Annotated in this window: 18 protein-coding genes; 8 read left to right on the forward strand and 10 right to left on the reverse strand. The window is 66.8% G+C overall.

Features of this window, described 5'->3' with window-relative positions; genetic code table 11:
• Positions 1 to 26: 26 nt before the first annotated feature.
• The 8 genes from ACFZCE_RS06015 to ACFZCE_RS06050 form a co-directional block, all read right to left on the reverse strand.
• A complete protein-coding gene (locus tag ACFZCE_RS06015) occupies positions 27 to 1,034 on the reverse strand; it encodes a chemotaxis-specific protein-glutamate methyltransferase CheB (RefSeq protein ID WP_390936980.1) in 1,008 nt (335 codons plus the stop codon).
• Entirely contained in the window at positions 1,031 to 3,370 is a 2,340-nt protein-coding gene (locus tag ACFZCE_RS06020) for a response regulator (RefSeq protein WP_390936982.1), read from the reverse strand. Before ACFZCE_RS06020 ends, ACFZCE_RS06015 begins: the two co-directional genes overlap by 4 nt.
• Entirely contained in the window at positions 3,367 to 4,044 is a 678-nt protein-coding gene (locus ACFZCE_RS06025; RefSeq protein WP_390936984.1) for a chemotaxis protein CheW, read from the reverse strand. Before ACFZCE_RS06025 ends, ACFZCE_RS06020 begins: the two co-directional genes overlap by 4 nt.
• Positions 4,041 to 5,315: a CheR family methyltransferase gene (locus ACFZCE_RS06030; RefSeq protein ID WP_390936986.1), complete on the reverse strand. Its 1,275-nt coding sequence runs from the start codon at positions 5,313 to 5,315 to the stop codon at positions 4,041 to 4,043. The genes ACFZCE_RS06025 and ACFZCE_RS06030 overlap by 4 nt, the downstream gene beginning before the upstream one ends.
• A complete protein-coding gene (locus ACFZCE_RS06035; protein WP_390936988.1) occupies positions 5,305 to 5,796 on the reverse strand; it encodes a chemotaxis protein CheW in 492 nt (163 codons plus the stop codon). Before ACFZCE_RS06035 ends, ACFZCE_RS06030 begins: the two co-directional genes overlap by 11 nt.
• Positions 5,796 to 7,418 (reverse strand): methyl-accepting chemotaxis protein, encoded by a 1,623-nt coding sequence (locus tag ACFZCE_RS06040; protein ID WP_390936990.1) that lies wholly within the window; start codon positions 7,416 to 7,418, stop codon positions 5,796 to 5,798. Before ACFZCE_RS06040 ends, ACFZCE_RS06035 begins: the two co-directional genes overlap by 1 nt.
• 143 nt (positions 7,419 to 7,561) lie before the next feature.
• Positions 7,562 to 7,954: a PIN domain-containing protein gene (locus ACFZCE_RS06045; protein WP_390936991.1), complete on the reverse strand. Its 393-nt coding sequence runs from the start codon at positions 7,952 to 7,954 to the stop codon at positions 7,562 to 7,564.
• Complete coding sequence (locus tag ACFZCE_RS06050) at positions 7,951 to 8,223, reverse strand: hypothetical protein (protein ID WP_390936993.1); 273 nt, start codon at positions 8,221 to 8,223, stop codon at positions 7,951 to 7,953. Before ACFZCE_RS06050 ends, ACFZCE_RS06045 begins: the two co-directional genes overlap by 4 nt.
• Before the next feature lie 226 nt (positions 8,224 to 8,449).
• Here ACFZCE_RS06050 and ACFZCE_RS06055 point away from each other — a divergent pair, with 226 nt between their 5' ends.
• From ACFZCE_RS06055 to ACFZCE_RS06090, 8 genes are all read left to right on the forward strand, one after another.
• Positions 8,450 to 9,358: a LysR substrate-binding domain-containing protein gene (locus tag ACFZCE_RS06055; protein ID WP_390936995.1), complete on the forward strand. Its 909-nt coding sequence runs from the start codon at positions 8,450 to 8,452 to the stop codon at positions 9,356 to 9,358.
• Positions 9,359 to 9,449: 91 nt separating this feature from the next.
• Positions 9,450 to 10,910, forward strand: a complete 1,461-nt coding sequence (locus ACFZCE_RS06060; protein WP_390936997.1) for an aminobutyraldehyde dehydrogenase — start codon at positions 9,450 to 9,452, stop codon at positions 10,908 to 10,910.
• Positions 10,911 to 10,980: 70 nt separating this feature from the next.
• Positions 10,981 to 12,129, forward strand: coding sequence for a putative ABC transporter substrate-binding protein YdcS (gene ydcS / locus ACFZCE_RS06065; protein ID WP_390936999.1), 1,149 nt, complete (start codon positions 10,981 to 10,983; stop codon positions 12,127 to 12,129).
• 17 nt (positions 12,130 to 12,146) lie between these two features.
• Positions 12,147 to 13,181 (forward strand): ATP-binding cassette domain-containing protein, encoded by a 1,035-nt coding sequence (locus tag ACFZCE_RS06070; RefSeq protein ID WP_390937497.1) that lies wholly within the window; start codon positions 12,147 to 12,149, stop codon positions 13,179 to 13,181.
• Complete coding sequence (locus ACFZCE_RS06075; RefSeq protein ID WP_390937001.1) at positions 13,178 to 14,128, forward strand: ABC transporter permease subunit; 951 nt, start codon at positions 13,178 to 13,180, stop codon at positions 14,126 to 14,128. Before ACFZCE_RS06070 ends, ACFZCE_RS06075 begins: the two co-directional genes overlap by 4 nt.
• The gene (locus ACFZCE_RS06080; RefSeq protein ID WP_390937003.1) at positions 14,118 to 14,924 is read left to right on the forward strand and encodes an ABC transporter permease subunit; all 807 of its coding nucleotides are present in this window, start codon (positions 14,118 to 14,120) and stop codon (positions 14,922 to 14,924) included. Before ACFZCE_RS06075 ends, ACFZCE_RS06080 begins: the two co-directional genes overlap by 11 nt.
• A gap of 21 nt (positions 14,925 to 14,945) precedes the next feature.
• Positions 14,946 to 16,373: an aminobutyraldehyde dehydrogenase gene (locus ACFZCE_RS06085; protein ID WP_390937004.1), complete on the forward strand. Its 1,428-nt coding sequence runs from the start codon at positions 14,946 to 14,948 to the stop codon at positions 16,371 to 16,373.
• A gap of 219 nt (positions 16,374 to 16,592) precedes the next feature.
• Positions 16,593 to 18,260: a glucan biosynthesis protein gene (locus ACFZCE_RS06090; RefSeq protein ID WP_390937006.1), complete on the forward strand. Its 1,668-nt coding sequence runs from the start codon at positions 16,593 to 16,595 to the stop codon at positions 18,258 to 18,260.
• 233 nt (positions 18,261 to 18,493) lie between these two features.
• Here the strand turns inward: ACFZCE_RS06090 and ACFZCE_RS06095 are convergent, their stop codons facing one another.
• The gene (locus tag ACFZCE_RS06095; RefSeq protein WP_390937008.1) at positions 18,494 to 19,600 is read right to left on the reverse strand and encodes an NADH:flavin oxidoreductase/NADH oxidase; all 1,107 of its coding nucleotides are present in this window, start codon (positions 19,598 to 19,600) and stop codon (positions 18,494 to 18,496) included.
• A 63-nt stretch (positions 19,601 to 19,663) separates the two neighbouring features.
• The gene (gene recJ, locus ACFZCE_RS06100) at positions 19,664 to 21,373 is read right to left on the reverse strand and encodes a single-stranded-DNA-specific exonuclease RecJ (RefSeq protein ID WP_390937011.1); all 1,710 of its coding nucleotides are present in this window, start codon (positions 21,371 to 21,373) and stop codon (positions 19,664 to 19,666) included.
• Position 21,374 lies beyond the last annotated feature (1 nt).

The raw sequence follows: 21,374 nt of genomic DNA on the forward strand, positions 1-21,374 counted from the left end.
GGCACGGCTGAGTACGAGAAGCTTCTTCAACGGAATACTTCCAACAAACGGGGCGCAATCTGCCCCAGCGGTTTAACCTCGACCGCCGCATCGATCGCCACGGCTGCCTTGGGCATGCCGTAGACCGCGCTGCTGTGTTGGTCCTGGGCGATGGTCAGGTGGCCCTGCTGGCGAAGGGCTTTTAACCCCGACGCACCGTCCCGGCCCATGCCGGTCAGCAACACACCTACCACCTCACCATCCCAAAAACGCGCCACACTGTCGAAGAATACATCGATAGAGGGCCTGTAGATTTCGTTAACCGGCTCGGCGGTGTACGCCAAGGTAGCATTTTTCAGCAACCGGATATGATGATTCGTGCCCGCCAGCAAGACCGTGCCGGGCTGCGGTTGCTCGCCGTGGCGGGCCAGCCGCACAGGCAAGTGCGACGAACTGGCGAGCCATTCGGCCATGCCCTGGGCGAACACCTGGTCGACGTGCTGCACCAGCACGATGGCCGGGGCGAAATCCCGTGGCAACGCCTTGAGTAGCACCTCCAGCGCCGCCGGGCCACCGGCCGACGAGCCGATCGCCACCAGCTTGCGCCGGGCACTGGCTTCACGCGGCGGCGCCGCCTGGGGCTTGCTCGCCGCGCCACGTTGGCCCACCAGCCAACCGATGTTGAAAATCTTGCGCAGCAGCGGCGCGGCGGCATCCTTGGGGTTGCCCACGCCCAGCGCCGGGGTGTCGACCACATCGAGCGCGCCGTGGCCCATGGCTTCGAACACCCGGTGCACGTTCTGCTTCTGGTCGGTGGTCACGATCACGATCGGGCACGGGGTCTCGGCCATGATCTGGCGGGTGGCCTCGACCCCGTCGAGCACCGGCATGAACAGGTCCATGAGGATCAGGTCTGGGGTGTGCTCGCGGCACAGGCGCACCGCTTCGGCGCCGTCGCTGGCCACCCAGGCCACCTCGTGCGCGGGCTCGAACGCCAGCGCGCGGCGCAGCGCCTCCACCGCCATGGGCATGTCGTTGACGATGGCGATTCTCATCCTTGCGGCCCTCCGATCAACTCCTGCACGGCGCCCAGCAACGCATCGTCATGGAAGCTGGCCTTGGCCAGATAATAGTCGGCGCCAGCATCCAGGCCACGGCGGCGGTCTTCTTCGCGGTCCTTGTAGCTGACCACCATCACCGGCAGCGACTGCAGGCGGCTGTCGCGGCGCAGCAGGGTGACCAGTTCGATGCCGTCCATGCGCGGCATGTCGATGTCGGTGATCAGCAGGTCGAAGCTTTCGCTGCGCAGGGCGTTCCAGCCGTCCATGCCATCGACCGCCACCGCCACTTCGTAGCCTTTGTTGCCCAGTAGCTTGCGCTGCAGCTCACGCACGGTGAGCGAGTCGTCGACCACCAGCACGCGCTTGCGCACGTGTTCCTGGGCCGGGCCGCCGCGGCGGTCGATGCGCTCGAGGCGGCCGGTGGTCATGAGTTTTTCCACCGAACGGACCATGTCTTCGACGTCGACGATCAGCACCACCGAGCCGTCGTCGAGCAAGGCCCCGGCGGAGATGTCTTGCACCTTGCCCAGGCGCGGGTCGAGCGGCATCACCACCAGCACCCGCTCGCCGATGAAGCGCTCGACGGCCACCCCGTAGAGGGTTTCCCGCTCGCGCACCACCACCACCTTGATTTCGGCCTGTGGGTCGGCGTTGGCCGGGCGCTGCAGCAATTGGCTGGCGGCGACCAGGCCGACATGCCGGCCTTCGTACCAGAAGTGCTGGCGGCCCTCGATCTGCACGATGCTCTCGGCATTGAGGTTGAGGCTGTGCTCGATGTGCGCCAGCGGGAAGGCGTAGGCCTCGCCACCCACCTCCACCACCAGGCTGCGCACCACGGAAAGGGTCAACGGCACTTCGAGCAGGAAGCGGCTGCCCTGGCCGGTGACCTGGCGCAGTTCGATGTTGCCGCGCAGTTCGCGCACCAGGTGGTGCACGGCATCGAGGCCGACGCCACGGCCGGAAATTTCCGTGACTGTGTCGCGCAGGCTGAAACCGGGCAGGAACAGAAAGGTCAGCAGTTCTTCTTCGCTGAGCTGGGCGGCGGTGCTTTCGGTAGACAGGCCACGCACCACGATGGTCCGGCGCAGGCGTTCGAGATCGACCCCGCCGCCGTCGTCGGCCAGCTCCAGCAGCAGCATGCCAGCCTGGTGGCTGGCGCGCAGGCGCACGGTGCCTTCGGCCGGCTTGCCGAGCAGGCTGCGCAGCTCAGGCGGCTCGATGCCGTGGTCCACCGCGTTGCGCAGCAGGTGGGTCAGCGGGGCTTCGAGTTTTTCCAGCACGTCGCGGTCGACCTGGGTTTTTTCCCCTTCGACTTCCAGGCGCACTTGCCGCCCCAATGAGCGGCCGAGGTCGCGGACCATCCGCGCCTGGCCGCCGAGCACATCGGCGAACGGCCGCATGCGGCAGGCCAGCGCGGTGTCGTACAGGGATTGGGCGCGCTGGCCGGCTTCCCAGCCGAAGTCGTCGAGCTCGGCGGTTTGTTGCAGGAGCATTTCCTGGGTTTGCGCCAGCAGGCCTTGGGCCAGCGCCAGGGCCTCGCGCACTTCGGCGCTTTGCTGGCGGATGTCGAGCTGGTCCTTGAGGCTGTCGAGTGCGCGCAGGCTCTGGCCTTGCAGGCGCTTGAGGCGCTGCAGGGTGGCCAGGTAGGGCTTGAAGCGCTGGCTTTCGACCAGCGACTTGCTGGCGAGGTCCAGCAGGGCATTGAGCCGCTGCGCGGTGACCCGTAGCACCCGCTCGCCGGTGTCGCCCGCACGGCGCGCGCGTTGGCCGCTGTCCAGCGGCAGTTCCAGGGCCAGCTCCGCCGGGGCCTCTTCGGCCATCGCCAGCGCCGCGGCGAGCTCGGCTTCGGCGGGCAGTTCCGGCGGCAGGTCGAGCACCGGCGGGGCGATCGGCGGCGCGGGCGGCAGCGGCGGCAAGCGGCTGAAGGTACCGGCGGCGGCATGGGGGTCGAGCAAGGCGGCCATCTGCGCCAAAAACGCTTCGATGTCGGCCTCGCCCGGGGCTTTGGCCGGGGTGCCGATGCGCGCCAGCAGGTCGGTGCCCTGCAACAGGGTGTCGATGTGTTCGGCCTTGAGCAGCAGGCGTTTTTCCTGGGCGCTGACCAGGCAGTCTTCCATCACGTGGGCGACCCGCACCCCGGCGTCTACCCCAACGATCCGCGCCGCGCCCTTGAGCGAATGGGCGGCGCGCATGCAGGCCTCGAGCTGCTGGGCGTCGCTGGGGTTGCGCTCGAGTTCCAGCAGGCCGGTGTTGAGCACGGTGGTTTGCGCTTCGGCCTCGAGGCTGAACAGCTCGAGCAGGGAGGCGTCGCGCATCTGGTCAGGGGTCATGTCAGGCTCCTGGCCACAGCGTGCAGCAACGATTGTTCATCCAGCACCCGCAGGCTGCGGGTGCCAAAAGCCAGCACCGAGGCGGTAAAGCGGGTGCCGTGGGCCTGGGCGCCCGCCTCGAGGCGGGCGATTTCGAGCCGGTGGATACCGTCGACCTCATCGACCGGCACCACCACCGCGCCGCCCTCGGCGGCGAGAATCAGCATCCGCGGCATGGCGCGGCCGGCCGGGCTGCTGGCGCCGGTGTCGATGCCGAGCAGTTCGACCAGCGACAGGCACGGCACCAGCGCACCACGCACGTTGGCCACCCCTTGCAGGGCCCGCGAGCGCTGGTGCGGCAGCGAGTGCACCGGTTGCACCGGGGCGACCTCGGTCAGGCAGCGGGTGGGCAGGCCCAGCCATTCGTCGTGCAGGCGAAATACCAGCAGCGAACGGGTGGTGGCGAGGTCTGACGCGGGGGCCGGTGGCGGCGGCAGGCTTTCGCGCTCCAGCGCGTAGCGGTCGAGCAGGCGCGTAGCGGCGTCGGCGTAGACCGGGCAGTTCAGGCAGCGGATGTATTCGGCCAGCTTCGGGCACGACATGTCGCCGCGCACACCGATGGTTTTCCAGCAGGTAATCAGCTTGGCGTCGGCTTCATCGTGCACCGACAAGCCGGCGTAATCGATCACACTCATGGCTGGCTACCCCCCTGGCCCTGGGCCCGCGCAGCGCGTTCCTGCAGGCGCCGGGCCCCGGCTTCATCGCCCTGCCCGGCCAGCAACATGGCCAGGTGCGCCAGCGCTTCGGCGTGCTGCGGCTCGAGGTACAGCGCCTTGCGGTAGTAACCCTGGGCTTGCAGGCCGTTGCCGCTGACATCAGCCAGCAGGCCCAACCAGTAGAACACCTGGGCGCGCGGCGGGTGCTCGCGCAAGAAGCGCTCGCAGGCGTTACGCGCTTCAAGGGTTTTGCCTTCGTTGGCCAGGGTGGCGATCTGCGCCAACAGCTCGCTGCCGGCCTCTACCGCGACCGGCCGGGCGGGCGTGGCCGCTGGCGCGATCGGCGCCAGCAGGCGCCGGGCTGGGGCGGGCGCCGGGGCCGCCTTGGGCAGCGGCGCAGGCATGGCCAGCGGCGGCACCCGCGGGGGCACCGGGGCCGGCGCGGCGGCTTCGGGCTCCTGGCGCACAAAGGCGAACGCCTGGGCGATGCGCAGCGGGCGCATGCCGAGGCTGGCCAGCAGGCTGCCCTCGGCGGGGCCGATGAACAGCACGCCTTCTTCATGGAGAAAACGCTTGAGGGTTTCGAACACCCGGCGCTGGGTTGGCTGGTCGAAGTAGATCAGCAGGTTGCGGCACAGCACGAAGTCGTACACGCCCTCCCCGGCCAGCAAGGCGGGGTCGAGCACGTTACCGGCCTGCAGGCGCACCGGCTGGCGCACCGCGGCATTGAGCAGGTAGCCGTCGGGCTGGGCCTCGAAGTGGCGCTCGCGAAACGCCAGTTGGCCACCGCGGAACGAGTTGCGCCCATACAGCCCGCGCTGGGCCTTGGCCACCGACTGCGGGCTGATGTCGACACCGTCGATGCGGAAGCTGCCCGGCGCCAGGCCGGCGTCGAGCAGGGTCATCGCCAGGGAATACGGTTCCTCACCGGTGGAGCACGGCAGGCTGAGCAGCTTCAGCGGCCGCGAGCCGCGCAGCGCCTGCACCCGCTGGCGGGCCATTTGCGCCAGCGCGGCGAAGGATTCGGGGTAACGCATGAACCAGGTTTCCGGGACGATCACCGCCTCGGTCAGCGCCTGTTGCTCTTGCGCGGACTGGGTCAACAGCGCCCAGTAGGCATCCAGCGTGGCCAGCCCGGCCAACTCGCAGCGCTGCTGCACGGCGCGCTCGATCATCGGCGCGCCGACCGACTCCACGTCCAGGCCGATGCGCTGGTATAAAAAGTCGAAAAAGCGCCGTTCAGAGGCCATCGCCAGCCCCCTGCGCATCGCTGTAGAGCAGGTCGCGCACGCGCTCATCGAGCAGCGCGTCGACCTTCACCCACTGGATCAGGCCGTCTTCGGCCTCGTACACCGGGCCCAGGTAGGGCGCGCGGCGGTTGTCCAGCCCCAAGGCGCGAAACTGCGCCGCGGGCAAGCGCAGGGTGTCGCTGGCCTGCTCGAGAATCAGCCCCAGCAGGCGCGCGCCGGGGTAGCTGACCAGCACCAGGCGGGTGCTGGTGCGCGCCCGCGCCGGTTGGCCGAAGGTCAGGTGGCTGATGTCGAGCACCGGCACCATCTGCCCACGGTGGGCGAACACCCCGGCCACCCATTGCGGCGCTTGCGGCACCGGCTTGAGGGCGATCCGCGGCAGCACCTCGGCCACGTCGCGCGCGGCCAGGGCGAAGCGTTCCTGCCCGATGTGGAAGATCAGGAACAAGGTGTCGGCCTTCACCTTCGGCGCGCTGTTCATCACACTTTGAAACGCGCCACGCCGCCGCGCAGCCCCACCGCGACCTGGCTCAGTTCATCGATGGCGAAGGCTGCCTGGCGCAGCGACTCGACGGTCTGGCTGCTGGCGTCGCTCAACTGCGCCAGGGCGTTGTTGATCTGCTCGGCGCCGGTGGCTTGGGCCTGCATGCCCTCGTTGACCATCAGCACCCGCGGCGCCAGCGCCTGCACCTGGTGGATGATCTGGTTGAGCTGCTCGCCCACCTGCTGCACCTCGAACATGCCGCGGCGCACTTCTTCGCTGAATTTATCCATGCCCATCACGCCGGCGGACACCGCCGACTGCATCTCGCGGACCATCTGCTCGATGTCGTAAGTGGCCACGGCGGTCTGGTCGGCCAGGCGCCGCACTTCGGTGGCGACCACAGCGAAGCCACGGCCATATTCGCCGGCTTTTTCCGCCTCGATGGCGGCGTTCAGCGACAGCAGGTTGGTCTGGTCGGCCACCTTGACGATGGTCACCACCACCTGGTTGATGTTGCCGGCCTTCTCGTTGAGGGTGGCCAGCTTGGCGTTGACCAGTTCGGCCGCGCCCATCACCTGGTGCATGGTTTCTTCCATGCGCGACAGGCCCTGCTGGCCATTGCCGGCCAGCAGCGAGGCCTGGTCGGCGGCGCCGGCGACTTCACCCATGGTGCGCACCAGGTCGCGCGAGGTGGCGGCGATTTCCCGCGAGGTGGCGCCGATTTCAGTGGTGGTGGCGGCGGTTTCAGTGGCGGTGGCCTGTTGCTGCTTGGAGGTGGCGGCGATCTCGGTGACCGAGGTGGTCACCTGCACCGACGAACGTTGGGCCTGGGCCACCAGGGCATTCAGCTCGACCAGCATGTCATTGAAGCCGGTTTCGACCGCTCCGAACTCATCGTTGCGGTGCAGGTCGAGGCGCACGCTGAGGTCCCCACTGCGCATGGTCCCGAGCACGTCGAGCAGCTTGCGCATCGGCGCCATGATATTGCCCAGCAGCAGCAAGCCACACACCCCGGCGGCGACGATGGCTACCGCCAGCGACACCCACATGGTGAACTCGGCCTGGGCCACCGACGCGGCGATCGCGTTGCTCGCTTCGGTGGCGGCCTTGCCGTTGTATTCGATGATGGTGTTGATTTCCTTGCGCCCTTCGACCCACAGCGGCGTGAGGGTTTGCTGGGCGAGGTCTTGCGCCTGGGTGAACTTGCGCTGGCGGTAGGCTTCGATGGTTTTGTTCAGGGCTTCGTCATAGGCCTTGTGGACCTTCTCGAACTGGTCGAGGTTGGCGCGGTCCTGGGCATCGATGAAGGTATTGCGGTAGGCGGTGATCTGGGTGGCCAGGCGCTCGGCGAAGCCTTTGTACTGGTCTTCGTCGGAGGTGAGGATTTCGCGCTGGTAGCTCAGGCCGATCAGTTGCTGGGTGTACACGTAGCTGTCGACCCAGGCGCTGCGGATCATCGAACTGATGTACATGCCCGGGATGCTGTCGGTACGCACGCCCTCGGCGTCGCGTTCGATCTTGACCATGCGGGTATAAGAGGCCGCGATCATCAGCAGCATGATGGCGATCACCACGCCAAAACTCGCCAGAATGCGATGGCGGAGAGTCCAGTTCTTCACAATTACCCCTCGAAAACGTGCGCCCAGGCCAAAGCCGCTGATTATAGCCCAGGGCCCTGAAGGCCCGTGGTGGTACTTTCGTTCATATTGAGGGGTATTTCCAGTGCCGCTTGTAGCCAAAGTGCCACTATTTGGCTACACGATCACACGTGCCGTATAGGCCCAGGGTACTGAGCGACGCTGTGGTCGTGTGTCACAAGGGTGAAGCCCTCGATCATCGCCTGAGCAATCATGATTCGATCAAAAGGGTCTCGATGGATAGGCGGCAACGCGGTTACTAACCGTGCATGGTGAGCTGATATAGGGACTTCTATCAGGCCATTGCTCAGCCAAGTATCGTGTACGACATGTGGATCATAAGGAAACGAGCCTTCCGCCCCAGACTTCGCAGCCTTGATCGCAACCTCCCACACTGCAGCCGCACTGAAGAAAATCTCAGCAGATGGATCCTCCCATAACTGTTGCATGAAACGTGGGGTGCTTGAATGGCCCACCCCATGCCACAGCAGCAGGTGGGTGTCGACTAGCCACTTCAACGCATCCCTCCCCGAAAATCGTCTGCAATCTCATCAGCGAACAGTTGATCGAAGCCTTCTGGAATGGAAGTGATGCCCTTTTCGAGAAGGTAACCCGCAGGTTTTCGCAGTGAGAAGCGAGCGGTGGGATCAGCAACCGCCCTTCCCTGTCGCAGCCGCAATGCTTCAACTTCTTGACGAAGATATGACAGCTCCTCCTGCAAGTGGTCGATCACTCCCAGCATGCGTAGGACATCTGGCGTTGCCTTATTGTCCTCACCATTGGCCATCGCAAAACACCTCTTTGGGTCCTGGCCGGAACACAACACAGCCAATAACGAAGTTTCAGTAAAACCCGGATTTACGTGCATCACAATGGCCTCAAGCTTCAATAGCCGCCCACTTTATAAGGAATGGCAGGCACCGACCGCTCAGTAAGTAATTCCACGTATTGCATTCCCCTTCGACAAAAGCGATACATACCCCCAGCATTCGCCCAGACCGAAGGCCTCCACCATGATGACCCTGCGCCAGATCCGCCATTTCATCGCCGTGGCCGAAACCGGCTCGATTTCCGCCGCGGCCCATGCGGTGTTCATCTCCCAGTCCACCCTCACCTCGGCGATCCAGCAACTGGAACAAGACCTCGGCGTGCCGCTGTTCAACCGCCACGCCAAAGGCATGACCCTGACACACCAGGGCCACCAGTTCCTGCGCCAGGCCCATGTGATCCTGGCCACGGTCGACAACGCCAAGCGCTCGTTGCAGCAAAGCACCGAGCAGATCAGCGGCCAGTTGACCGTTGGCGTGACCAGCCTAGTCGCCGGTTATTACCTGGCCGACCTGCTGATGCGCTTCCAGCGCGCCTGCCCGAACGTGACCCTGCGGGTAATGGAAGACGACCGCCCGTACATCGAGCATTTGTTGATCAGCGGTGAGATCGACGTTGGGGTGTTGATCCTGTCCCACCTCGAAGACCGCCACGCCTTGCAAACCGAGGTGCTCACCCACTCCCCGCACCGGTTGTGGCTGCCGGCCCAGCACCGGCTGCTGGAGCTGGATGAAATCACCCTGGCCGACGTTGCCCGCGAGCCATTGATCCAGCTGAACGTCGATGAAATGGACCGCGCCGCCCAGCGCATCTGGCGCCAGGCCGGGCTGGCGCCGACCGTGGCCCTGCGCAGCGCCTCCACCGAGGCGGTGCGCAGCCTGGTCGCCGCCGGCCTGGGCCTGGCGCTGCAACCAGACATGACCTACCGGCCCTGGTCGCTCGAAGGCGACATTATCGAGGCGCGGCCCCTGGTCGACCTGACCCAGACCCTCGACGTCGGCCTGGCCTGGCGCCGTGGTGCAGCGAGGCCGCCGCTGGTGGGCCCGTTCCTCACCGTGGCCCGGGAACAACCGCAGCGGCGGCCATCGATTTAACCGAAAGGGGCGTTCGGTATTTCGAATTTGTGAAAACCCAAGGCCCTCACTAGGCTGCATGGACCCACCCCGCCCGGACCGGAGCTGTGCCATGGACGAGACACCGCCCTACCTGCGCACCGCCCTGTTGATCGACGGCCACAGCGTCGCCGGCGAAGGCCCCACCGAGACCATCCTCAACCCCGCCAGCGGCGAGCCGATTGCCCAGGTCGCCGAAGCCAGCGCCGAACAGGTCAGCCAGGCGATCGGCGCCGCCGCCCGCGCCTTCGAGGGCTGGAGCCGCACCACCCCCGCCCAGCGCGCCAGCACCCTGCTGGCGATCGCCGCGGCCATCGACGCCCAGGCCAGCACCCTCGCCCACCTCGAAGCGCTGAACTGCGGCAAACCCCTGCACCAGGCCCGCCAGGACGACCTGCCGGCCTGCGCCGATGTGTTCCGTTTTTTCGCTGGCGCCGTGCGCTGCCAGACCGGCCAACTGGCCGGCGAATACGTGCCCGGCTTCACCAGCTTCGTGCGCCGCGATCCAGTTGGCGTGGTGGCCTCGATCGCGCCCTGGAACTACCCGCTGATGATGGCCGCGTGGAAGATCGCGCCGGCCCTGGCCGCCGGCAACACGGTGGTGTTCAAGCCCTCGGAGCACACGCCGCTGTCGATCCTGGCGCTGGCGCCAAGCCTGGCCGACTGCCTGCCGCCGGGGGTACTGAACATCGTGTGTGGTGGCGGCGACGGCGTGGGCGGCCAACTGGTCAGCGATGCGCGGGTGCGCATGGTCTCGCTGACCGGCGACATCGTCACCGGGCAGAAAATCCTCCAGGGCGCCGCGCGCACCCTCAAGCGCACCCACCTGGAGCTGGGCGGCAAGGCGCCGGTGATCATCTGCGACGATGCCGACCTGGCCGCGGTGGTCGAGGGCATCCGCACCTGGGGCTACTACAACGCCGGGCAAGACTGCACCGCGGCCTGCCGCCTGTACGTGCAAAACGGCCTGCACGACCGCCTGGTGGCCGAGCTCGGCGCGGCGGTGAGCAGCCTGCGCTTTGCCCGCAAGCGCGACGCCGACAACGAACTCGGCCCGCTGATCAGCGCCCGCCAGCGCGACCGCGTGGCCAGTTTCGTCGAGCGCGCGCTGGGCCAGCCGCACATCGAGCGGGTCACCGGCGCGGCGGTGCATTCCGGGCCGGGGTTCTTCTACCAGCCCACGCTGCTGGCCGGCTGCAAGCATTCCGATGAAATCGTGCAACGCGAAGTGTTTGGCCCGGTGGTCACGGTGACCCGCTTCGACGACCTGGCCCAGGCGGTGAACTGGGCCAACGATTCCGAATACGGCCTGGCGTCGTCGATCTGGACCGCCAACCTCGACCGCGCGCTGCAGGTGGCGGCGCGGCTGCAATACGGCTGCACCTGGATCAACAGCCACTTCATGCTCGCCAGCGAAATGCCCCATGGCGGGCTGAAGCGTTCCGGCTATGGCAAAGACCTCTCCAGTGATTCGCTGCAAGACTACAGCGTGGTGCGGCACATCATGGCGCGCCAGGGCAACGGCCTTATCTAGAAAAACAACAGCACCACCCCGCATTGCTTGCTGACTGCCCCGACCAATAATGTGAAGAAGAGGGTTCACCATGTACGCGACCAAGACCGCGCTGTGCTGCGCCATGTTCACCGCCGTGCTGGCCAGCGCCGCGCAGGCCGCCGAGCCGCCCAAGGCGCTGGGCAAGGGCGAAGGCCAGCTCGACATCATCGCCTGGCCGGGCTACATCGAGCGCGGCGAGAGCGACAAGCAGTACGACTGGGTGACCGGCTTCGAGAAACAGACCGGCTGCAAGGTCAACGTGAAAACCGCCGCCACCTCCGACGAGATGGTCAGCCTGATGGCCAAGGGCGGCTACGACCTGGTCACCGCCTCTGGCGACGCCTCGCTGCGGCTGATCGCCGGCAAGCGGGTGCAGCCGATCAACACCGCGCTGATCCCCAACTGGAAGCAGGTTGACCCCCGCCTGGCCAACGGCGACTGGTTCGTGGTGAACAAGGCGGTGTACGGCACCCCCTACCAGTGGGGCCCGAACGTGCTGCTGTACAACACCGAGGTGTTCAAAACCCCGCCCACCAGTTGGGCCGTGGTGTTCGAGCCGCAAAGCCTGCCCGACGGCAAGCCGAACAAAGGCCGGGTGCAGGCCTACGACGGGCCGATCTACATCGCCGACGCGGCGCTCTACCTCAAGGCCAGCAAGCCGGAGCTGGGCATCCAGGACCCCTACCAACTCACCGAAACCCAGTACAAGGCCGTGCTCGACCTGCTGCGCCAGCAAAAGCCGTTGATCCACCGCTACTGGCACGACGCAACGGTACAGATGAGCGACGTGAAGAACGAAGGCGTGGTCGCCAGCAGTTCCTGGGGCTACATGGTCAACGGGCTGAAGGCCGACAACCAGCCAGTCGCCTCCACCGTGCCGAAGGAAGGCGCCACCGGCTGGGCCGACACCACCATGCTCCACGCCGAAGCCCAGCACCCCAACTGTGCTTATGAATGGATGAACTGGTCCCTCGAACCCAAGGTGCAGGGCGATGTGGCCGCCTGGTTCGGCTCGCTGCCGGCAGTACCGGCGGCGTGCAAGGCCAGCGAACTGCTCGGCGCCGAAGGCTGCGCCACCAACGGCTATGACCTGTTCGGCAAGATCGCCTTCTGGAAAACCCCACAGGCCGAAGGCGGCAAGTTCGTGCCCTACAGCCGCTGGACCCAAGACTACATCGCCATCATGGGCGGGCAATGACCGCCGAGGGAGGCGCCATGGTTGCCGCCGTGCAATTGACCGGGGTAAGCCGCGTGTTCGGCCAGACCCGGGCGGTGGACAACGTGACGCTGGCGATCCGTGATGGTGAGTTTTTCTCGATGCTCGGCCCGTCCGGCTCGGGCAAGACCACCTGCCTGCGCCTGATCGCCGGCTTCGAGCAGCCCAGCGCCGGCTCGATCCGCCTGCACGGCGAAGAGGCCGCCGGGGTGCCGCCATACCAGCGCGACGTGAACACGGTGTTCCAGGACTACGCGCTGTTCCCGCACATGAACGTGCAGGACAACGTCGCCTACGGCCTGAAGGTCAAGGGCGTGGCCGCCGCCGAGCGCCGCGAGCGCGCGCTGCAGGCGCTCGACAAGGTCGCCTTGGCCGAATACGCCGAGCGGCGCCCGGCGCAGCTTTCCGGTGGCCAGCGGCAACGGGTAGCGCTGGCGCGGGCGCTGGTCAACCGGCCCAGGGTGCTGTTGCTCGACGAGCCGCTGGGCGCGCTCGACCTCAAGCTGCGCGAGCAGATGCAGGGCGAGCTGAAAAAACTCCAGCGCCAGTTGGGCATCACCTTTGTGTTCGTCACCCACGACCAGACCGAGGCGCTGGCGATGTCTGACCGCGTTGCGGTGTTCCGCCAGGGGCGCATCGAGCAGGTGGCCAGCCCGCGCGAGCTGTACATGAACCCACACACGGCGTTCGTCGCCGAGTTCGTCGGCACCTCCAACGTGCTCAGCGGCGAGTTGGCGCAGCGCTTGAGTGGCCAGCCCCAGGCGTTTTCGATCCGCCCGGAGCACATCCGCGTGGGCGCCGGCGAGGCGAGCAGCGATGAAGTACAGGTGGGCGGCTTTGTGCAAGACGTGCAGTTCCAGGGCAGCGCGACCCGCCTGGAGCTGCGCCTGGACAACGGCCAGCCGTTGACCGTGAGCCAGGCCAACCACCTCTGGGACCCACAGCCGGCCAGTTGGCAGCCCGGCCAGCGGGTCACCGCGCGCTGGCCGCGGGCGGCGATGACCGTGCTGCGCAGCACCCCGGGGGCGCCATGAACCTGGCCGCCAGCCACAGCGCCAGCCCGCCGCTGGGCAGCCCGCGGCGGCGCCTGGCGAACCTGCTGTACCGGCGCCCCACGCTGTACCTGGCGCTGTTGCTGCTGCCGCCGATGGCCTGGTTCGGCGCGGTGTACCTCGGCTCGCTGGGCAACCTGCTGTGGCAAGGGCTATACACCTTCGACGACTTCAGCATGACGGTCACCCCAGAGCTGACCCTGGCCAACCTGCTGGCGCTGTTCAACGCCGCCAACCAGGGGATCATCCTGCGTACCCTGGCCATGGCGGTGGCAGTGTCGCTGGCCAGCGCCGTGGTGGCCTTCCCCATCGCCTGGTACATGGCGCGTTACACCCAGGGGCGGATGAAGGCGTTTTTCTACATCGCGGTGATGCTCCCGATGTGGGCCAGCTACATCGTCAAGGCCTACGCCTGGACGCTACTGCTGGCCAAGGGCGGGGTGGTGCAGTGGTTCCTCGGCCGGCTCGGGCTGGAGCCGGCGCTGTTGTGGCTGATGGGCGTGCCGGGGGTGGGCGGCAGCACGCTGTCGACCTCGCACCTGGGGCGCTTCCTGGTGTTCGTGTACATCTGGCTGCCGTTCATGATCCTGCCGATCCAGGCGGCGCTGGAGCGGCTGCCGCCGTCGTTGCTGCAAGCCTCCGCCGACCTCGGCGCCAGCCCCCGGCAAACCCTGTTGCACGTGGTGCTGCCGCTGGCGGTGCCGGGCATCGCGGCGGGCTCGATCTTCACCTTTTCACTCACCCTGGGCGACTTCATCGTGCCGCAACTGGTGGGGCCGCCGGGCTACTTCATCGGCAGCATGGTGTACGCCCAGCAGGGCGCGATCGGCAACCTGCCAATGGCCGCCGCCTTCACCCTGGTGCCGATCGTACTGATCGGCGTGTACCTGGCCATCGTCAAACGCCTGGGGGCCTTCGATGCACTCTGACCGCCCTGGCCTGCCGCTGCGCCTGCTGGCCTGGGGCGGGCTGGCCTTTTTGCACGCGCCGATCCTGCTGATCGTGGTGTACGCCTTCAATACCCAAGACGCCGCGTTCAGCTTTCCGCCGCAAGGCTTCACCCTCAAGTGGTTCGGCATCGCCCTGGCCCGCGCCGACGTGCTCGAGGCGGTCAAATTGTCGTTGCAGGTGGCCGCCCTGGCCACCCTGATCGCCATGGTGCTGGGCAGCCTAGCGGCGCTGGCGCTGTACCGCAGCGCGTTCTTCGGCCGCAACGCCCTCTCACTGTTGCTGATCTTGCCCATCGCCCTGCCCGGCATCATCACCGGCCTGGCCCTGCTCTCGGCGTTCAAGGGCCTGGGCATCAGCCCGGGGCTGTGGACGATCGTCATCGGCCACGCCACCTTCTGCGTGGTGATCGTCTACAACAACGTGATCGCCCGCCTGCGGCGCACCGCCCACAGCCAGATCGAGGCCTCGATGGACCTCGGCGCCGATGGCTGGCAAACCTTTCGCTACATCATCCTGCCCAACCTGAAATCCGCGCTGCTGGCCGGCGGCATGCTGGCCTTCGCGCTGTCGTTCGACGAAATCATCGTGACCACCTTCACCAGCGGCCACCAGCGCACCTTGCCGATCTGGCTGCTCAACCAGTTGAGCCGCCCGCGCGACGTGCCGGTGACCAACGTGGTCGCGCTGCTGGTAATGCTGATGACCATGCTGCCGATCCTCGGCGCCTGGTACCTGACCCGCGACGGCGACCACCTCGCCGGCGGCGGTAAATAACCCCGGATGAGGAGCCGCCCCATGTTCACCCCTTCGATGCTGATCAACGGCCAGGCAGTGACCGGCGAAGGCGCCCCACTGGCCGTGCTTGACCCCGCCAGCGGCCAGGTGCTGGTGGAAATCGCCGAGGCCAGCGAGGCGCAGGTCGATGCCGCCGTGCGCGCCGCCGACGCCGCCTTTGCCGGTTGGGCGCAAACCGCGCCGAAAGACCGCGCCCAGGCGCTGCTGAAGCTGGCCGATGCCATCGACGCCCACGCCGAAGAGCTGGCCAAGCTGGAGTCGGACAACTGCGGCAAGCCGTTGCACGCCGCGCTCAACGATGAGCTGCCGGCGATCGCCGATGTGTTCCGCTTTTTTGCCGGTGCCGCGCGCTGCCTGGGCGGCTCGGCGGCCGGTGAGTACCTGCCGGGGCACACCTCGATGATCCGCCGCGACCCGGTTGGCGTGGTGGCTTCGATCGCGCCGTGGAACTACCCCTTGATGATGCTCGCCTGGAAGGTCGCCCCGGCGTTGGCCGCCGGCAACACCGTGGTGCTCAAGCCGTCCGAGCTCACCCCGCTGACCGCGCTGCGCCTGGGCGAACTGGCCGGCGAGCTGCTGCCGCCCGGGGTGCTCAACCTGGTGTTCGGCCGCGGCCAGCAGGTCGGCGCGCCGCTGGTGGAGCACCCAAAGGTGCGGATGGTCTCGCTGACCGGCTCGATCGCCACCGGCAGCGGCATCATCGCCGGCACCGCGCAGCAGGTTAAGCGCCTGCACATGGAGCTGGGCGGCAAGGCGCCGGTGATCATCTTCGACGACGCCGACATCGACGCCGCGGTCGAGGGCATCCGCACCTTTGGCTTCTACAACGCTGGCCAGGACTGCACCGCGGCCTGCCGGATCTACGCCCACGCGGCCATCTACGAGCGGTTCGTCGAGCAGTTGGGCGCCGCGGTGGCCAGCCTCAAGCACGGCCCCCAGGGCGACCCCAGCAGCGAGCTGGGGCCGTTGATCAGCGCCCAGCACCGCGAGCGGGTCGCGGGCTTTGTGGAACGCGCGGTGGCCCAACCGCACACGCGCCTGGTCACCGGCGGCAAGGCCGTGGCCGGCCCCGGGTTTTTCTTCGAGCCGACGGTGCTGGCCGACGTGCAGCAAGATGACGAAGCCGTGCGCCGGGAAATCTTCGGCCCGGTGGTCACCGTGACCCGCTTCGACGACGAAGAACAGGTACTGGCCTGGGCCAACGACTCGGACTACGGCCTGGCCTCCTCGCTGTGGACGGCAGACGTCGGCCGCGCCCATCGCCTCAGCGCGCGCCTGCAATACGGCTGCACCTGGGTCAACACGCACTTCATGCTGGTCAGTGAAATGCCCCATGGCGGGCAGAAGCATTCGGGGTTTGGCAAGGATATGTCGGTGTACGGGCTGGAGGACTACACCTGTGTGCGGCACGTGATGTTCAAACATTGAAACAAAATTACGCGCCCGGGCAGGCCGCAAAAGCCGCGGCCTGCCCTTTAATCAGCATGCAGCCGTCAAAAATCTTGGGTATCGTGCGAACCGATTCAGCCACGTGAACTCTCTACAAGGGTTCACATGCTCGGTCGATGGCTTGCCCGGGCCCCTCGTTCGATCCACTCGCTGCTGGGAGCAGCCCGGATTACTTCCCCCTCAGGAACAGGTTTCTCTATGCATCGCAGGAGTCTGCTCAAAGCGTCCATGGCCCTGGCGGCCTACACCGGTCTGTCATCCACCACTTTCTACGCCGCGCAGGCACTGGCCGCCGAACCGGCCGATGGCGAGATCGAGTTCTTCGATTTCGACACCCTGAAAAAACACGCGAAAACCCTGGCTGGCAAACCCTACGTCGACCGCAAGCAAGTGCTGCCGCCGACGCTGGCCAACCTCGAGCCGCTGAATTTCAACGCGATCCGCTACGACGCCGGCCATTCGCTGTGGAATGAAACCCCCGGGCGGCAGATCGACGTGCAGTTCTTCCACGTCGGCATGGGCTTCAAAACCCCGGTGCGCATGTACAGCGTCGACGCCAAGAGCAAGCAGGCGCGGGAAATCCACTTCCGCCCCGAGCTGTTCAACTACCGCGACAGCGGCGTTGACGAAAACCAGCTCAAGGGCCGCGGCGACCTGGGCTTTGCCGGCTTCCGGCTGTTCAAGGCGCCGGAGCTGGGCCGCAACGACATCGTCTCGTTCCTCGGCGCCAGTTATTTCCGCGCCATCGACAAAAACCGCCAGTACGGCCTGTCGGCCCGCGGTTTGGCGGTGAACACCTACGCCGGTGGCCCGGAAGAATTCCCCGACTTCACCAGCTTCTGGTTCGAGGCGCCGAGCCACCCGGACGGCACCCGCTTCGTGGTCTACGCCCTGCTCGACTCGCCCAGCGCCACCGGTGCGTATCGCTTCGACATCGACTGCCAGGCCGAGCAGGTGGTGATGGACGTGCAAATGCAGGTCAATGCCCGTACCGCGATCAAGCAACTGGGCATCACCCCGATGACCAGCATGTACAGCTGCGGCACCAGCCAGCGGCGCATGTGCGACACCATCCACCCGGAAATCCACGACTCCGACCGCCTGGCGATGTGGCGCGGCAACGGCGAGTGGATCTGCCGGCCACTGAACAACCCGCTGCGCATCCAGTTCAACACCTTCTCCGACAAAGACCCGAAAGGCTTTGGCTTGGTCCAAACCGACCGGCGCTTCGAAACCTACGAAGACACCATCGACCAGTACGACAAGCGCCCCAGCCTCTGGGTAGAGCCCACCACCGCCTGGGGCGAGGGTTCGGTCGACATGATGGAAATGCCCACCACCGGTGAAACCCTCGACAACATCGTGGTGTTCTGGTCGCCGAAAGACCCAGTCAAGCCCGGCGACACGCTGAACTACGGCTACAAGCTGTACTGGGCGCCGCTGCCGCCGGTCAGCACGCCGCTGGCCCGGGTGCGCGCCACCCGCACCGGCATGGGCGCGTTCCGCGAGGGCTGGGCGCCGGGTGAACACTGGCCAGAGAAGTGGGCGCGGCGCTTCGCCGTGGACTTCATCGGCGGCGGTATCGAGCGCTTGCCGCGCAAAGACCTGCCGAACAACCTCACCACCGTGCCCGACATCGAGCCGGTGATCACCGCCACCGGCGGCGAAGTGAAGGACTTCATGATCATCTACCTGCCGCAGATCCAGGGCGTGCGCGTGGTGTTCGACTGGTACCCGACCAGCGACAGCGTCGAGCCGGTGAACCTGCGTGGTTTCATCCGCGCCGGGGACCGTACGTTGTCCGAAACCTGGCTGTACCAGTACTTCCCGCCGCCGGCGGACAAGCGTAAGTACACCTACGAGTAAGGCGCTGGGCCTATCGCCCGGCACAGCCGGCCTCCCACGGGGTCTGTGTTGTTTCGAAAATCAATGGCTTACACAAATCTGGTGGGAGGCTGGCTGTGCCGGGCGATAGGCCAGCCAGATCATGCGCTCGGCAAAACCCCAGGGAGAGATCAAGGCTTTGTACCTAAGATTTAGCGCTTTGATTGCTCAAGTGAACAGCATTACGGCACAGCGGGGCGAACGGCCCTTTACCTTTACTCCCGCAAATTCGACTCATGAATCGGCTGGTCACGGTGGGTCGCGCGCTGGTATTGCGCCGGCCAGGTGGCCTTGCGCCCGCCCAGGTCGTCGTCGGCGTGCAGCGGCCAGTACGGGTCGCGCAGCAGCTCGCGGGCGAGCAGGATCAAATCGGCCTGGCCGGTGCGCAGAATGTGCTCGGCCTGGGCCGGGTCGGTGATCATCCCCACGGTGCCGGTGGCGATTTCCGCCTCTTTGCGCACGCGCTCGGCAAAGCGGGTCTGGTAGCCGGGGCCGGTGGGGATTTCCGCGTTGGCCGCGGTGCCACCAGACGACACATCGATCAAATCCGTCCCCAGTTGCCGCAGCTGGCGCGCCAGCTCGACGGTTTCGTCGGGGTTCCAGCCGTCTTCCACCCAGTCGGTCGCCGACACCCGCACGAACACCGGCAGCTCTTGCGGCCAGACCTCGCGCACGGCCTTGGTCACCTGCAGCACCAGGCGGATGCGGTTCTCGAAGCTGCCGCCGTAGCGGTCTTTGCGCTGGTTGCTCAGCGGCGACAAAAACTGATGCAGCAAATAGCCATGGGCGGCGTGCACCTCGGCCACCTTGAAGCCGGCGGTCAGCGCACGCTTCGCGGCGTCGACGAAGGCCTGGATCACCTGCACCAGTTGCTCTTCGCTGAGCTCGGTCGGCGCGGTGTGCTTGGGGTCGAAGGCGATCTTCGAAGGCCCGACCGGCACCCAGCCGCCCTCGTCCACCGGCACGCTGCCAACCTTGCCCAACCACGGCCGCCAGGTGCTGGCCTTGCGCCCGGCATGGGCCAGTTGGATGCCCGGCACCGCGCCCTGGGAGGTGATGAACCGGGTGATGCGCTGCAGCGAGGCGATCTGCTCGTCTTTCCACAGGCCGAGGTCTTCGGCGGTGATGCGCCCGTCGGCGGTGACTGCGGTGGCCTCGGTGAACACCAGCCCGGCCCCGCCCACCGCGCGGCTGCCCAGGTGCACCAGGTGCCAGTCATTGGCCAAACCATCGACACTGGAGTACTGGCACATGGGCGAAACGACGATACGGTTGCGCAGCTGTAGCTGGCGCAGCGTGTAGGGTTCCAGGAGCAAGCTCATCGGGGGTACCTCATGGCAGGTTAAAACACTCTGGGTTTTAGCCTAGACCACAAAACCGCTCCGTTAGCGCGGCTGGATATGCGCGATCAGCAATTGCACGCTCTCGACCCCACGGAATTCGTTGAGGTCAAGCTTGTAGGCCAGCTCTACGGTTTTTACCGTGGCGTTGGGCCAGGTTTCGAGGTCGACCCCAAAGCAGATGCCGTCGAGCCGGGCCCGCCCGCACTCGCTTTTGAGGGTCACCTTCAGGTGCCGCTCGCCCACCAGGCGCTGGTCGACCAACTGGAACACACCGTGGAACATCGGCTCGGGAAAGTGCTGCCCCCAAGGCCCGGCGTGGCGCAGGGCGCGGGCGGTTTCGAGGTGGAATTCCTCGACCGCCAGCACGCCGTCGCTGTACAGGCGGCCGGTCAGGTCGTCGGCGCCGAGGTGGCGGCGCACTTCTTCGTCGAAGGCCGCCTGGAAGGTCGCAAAGTGCTCGTGCGGCAAGGTCAGGCCGGCGGCCATGGCGTGGCCACCGTACTTGCTGATCAACCCCGGGTGGCGCGCGTCCACCGCGCTCAGCGCGTCGCGGATGTGCAGGCCGGGCACCGAGCGGGCCGAGCCCTTCAGCGCGCCGTCGCCGGCGTCGGCAAAGGCGATGGTCGGGCGGTGGTAGCGCTCCTTCAGGCGCGAGGCGAGGATGCCGATCACCCCTTGGTGCCAGTCGGCGTCGAACAGGCACAGGCCGTAGGGCATGTCGGTTTCGGGCAAATCCTTGAGCTGGGCCAGGGCTTCGCGCTGCATGCCTTGTTCGATGCTTTTGCGGTCCTGGTTCATGCCGTCGAGCTCGGCGGCCATCTCCGCGGCGAGCGCCGGGTTCTCGCACAGCAGGCACTCGATGCCCAGGCTCATGTCGTCCAGGCGCCCGGCGGCGTTCAGCCGCGGGCCGAGGATAAAGCCCAGGTCGGTGGAGCTGATCCGCGCGTGGTCACGCCGCGCCACTTCCAGCAACGCCTTGATGCCCGGCCGCGCGCGGCCGGCGCGGATGCGCTCCAGGCCCTGGTGCACGAGAATGCGGTTGTTGGCATCGAGCGGCACTACGTCGGCCACGCTGCCGAGGGCGACCAGGTCGAGCAGTTCGCCGATGTTCGGCTGCGCGGTTTGCGCGTACCGGCCCAGCTCACGCAGGCGCGCGCGCAGGGCCATCAGCACGTAGAAAATCACCCCCACCCCCGCCAGTGCCTTGCTCGGGAAGGTGCAGCCAGGCTGGTTCGGGTTGACGATGGCATCGGCCGCCGGCAGCGTGTCGCCGGGCAAGTGGTGGTCGGTGACCAACACCTTCAAGCCAGCCGCCTTGGCCGCGGCCACGCCGTCGACGCTGGCGATGCCGTTGTCGACGGTGATCAACAGTTGCGGCTGGCGGGTGAGCGCCACTTCGACGATTTCCGGGGTCAGCCCGTAGCCGAACTTGAAGCGGCTCGGCACCAGGTAATCAACGTGCGCAGCGCCCAGCAGGCGCAGGCCCAGCACACCGACGGTGCTGGCGGTGGCGCCGTCGGCGTCGAAGTCGCCGACGATCAGGATGCGCTGGCGCTGCTCCAGCGCCTGCACCAACAACTCGACCGCCGCCTCGATGCCCTTGAGCTGCTGGAACGGCAACAGCCGCGCCAGGCGTTTGTCCAGCTCGCTCTCGCAGGTCACGCCACGGGCGGCGTACAGGCGGGTGAGCAGGGGCGGCAGTTCACCGAGAAACGGCAACTCGGCGGGCACGGGGCGCGGTTCGATACGCATG

Source organism: Pseudomonas sp. NPDC007930, from assembly GCF_042958985.1.
Classification (GTDB): domain Bacteria; phylum Pseudomonadota; class Gammaproteobacteria; order Pseudomonadales; family Pseudomonadaceae; genus Aquipseudomonas.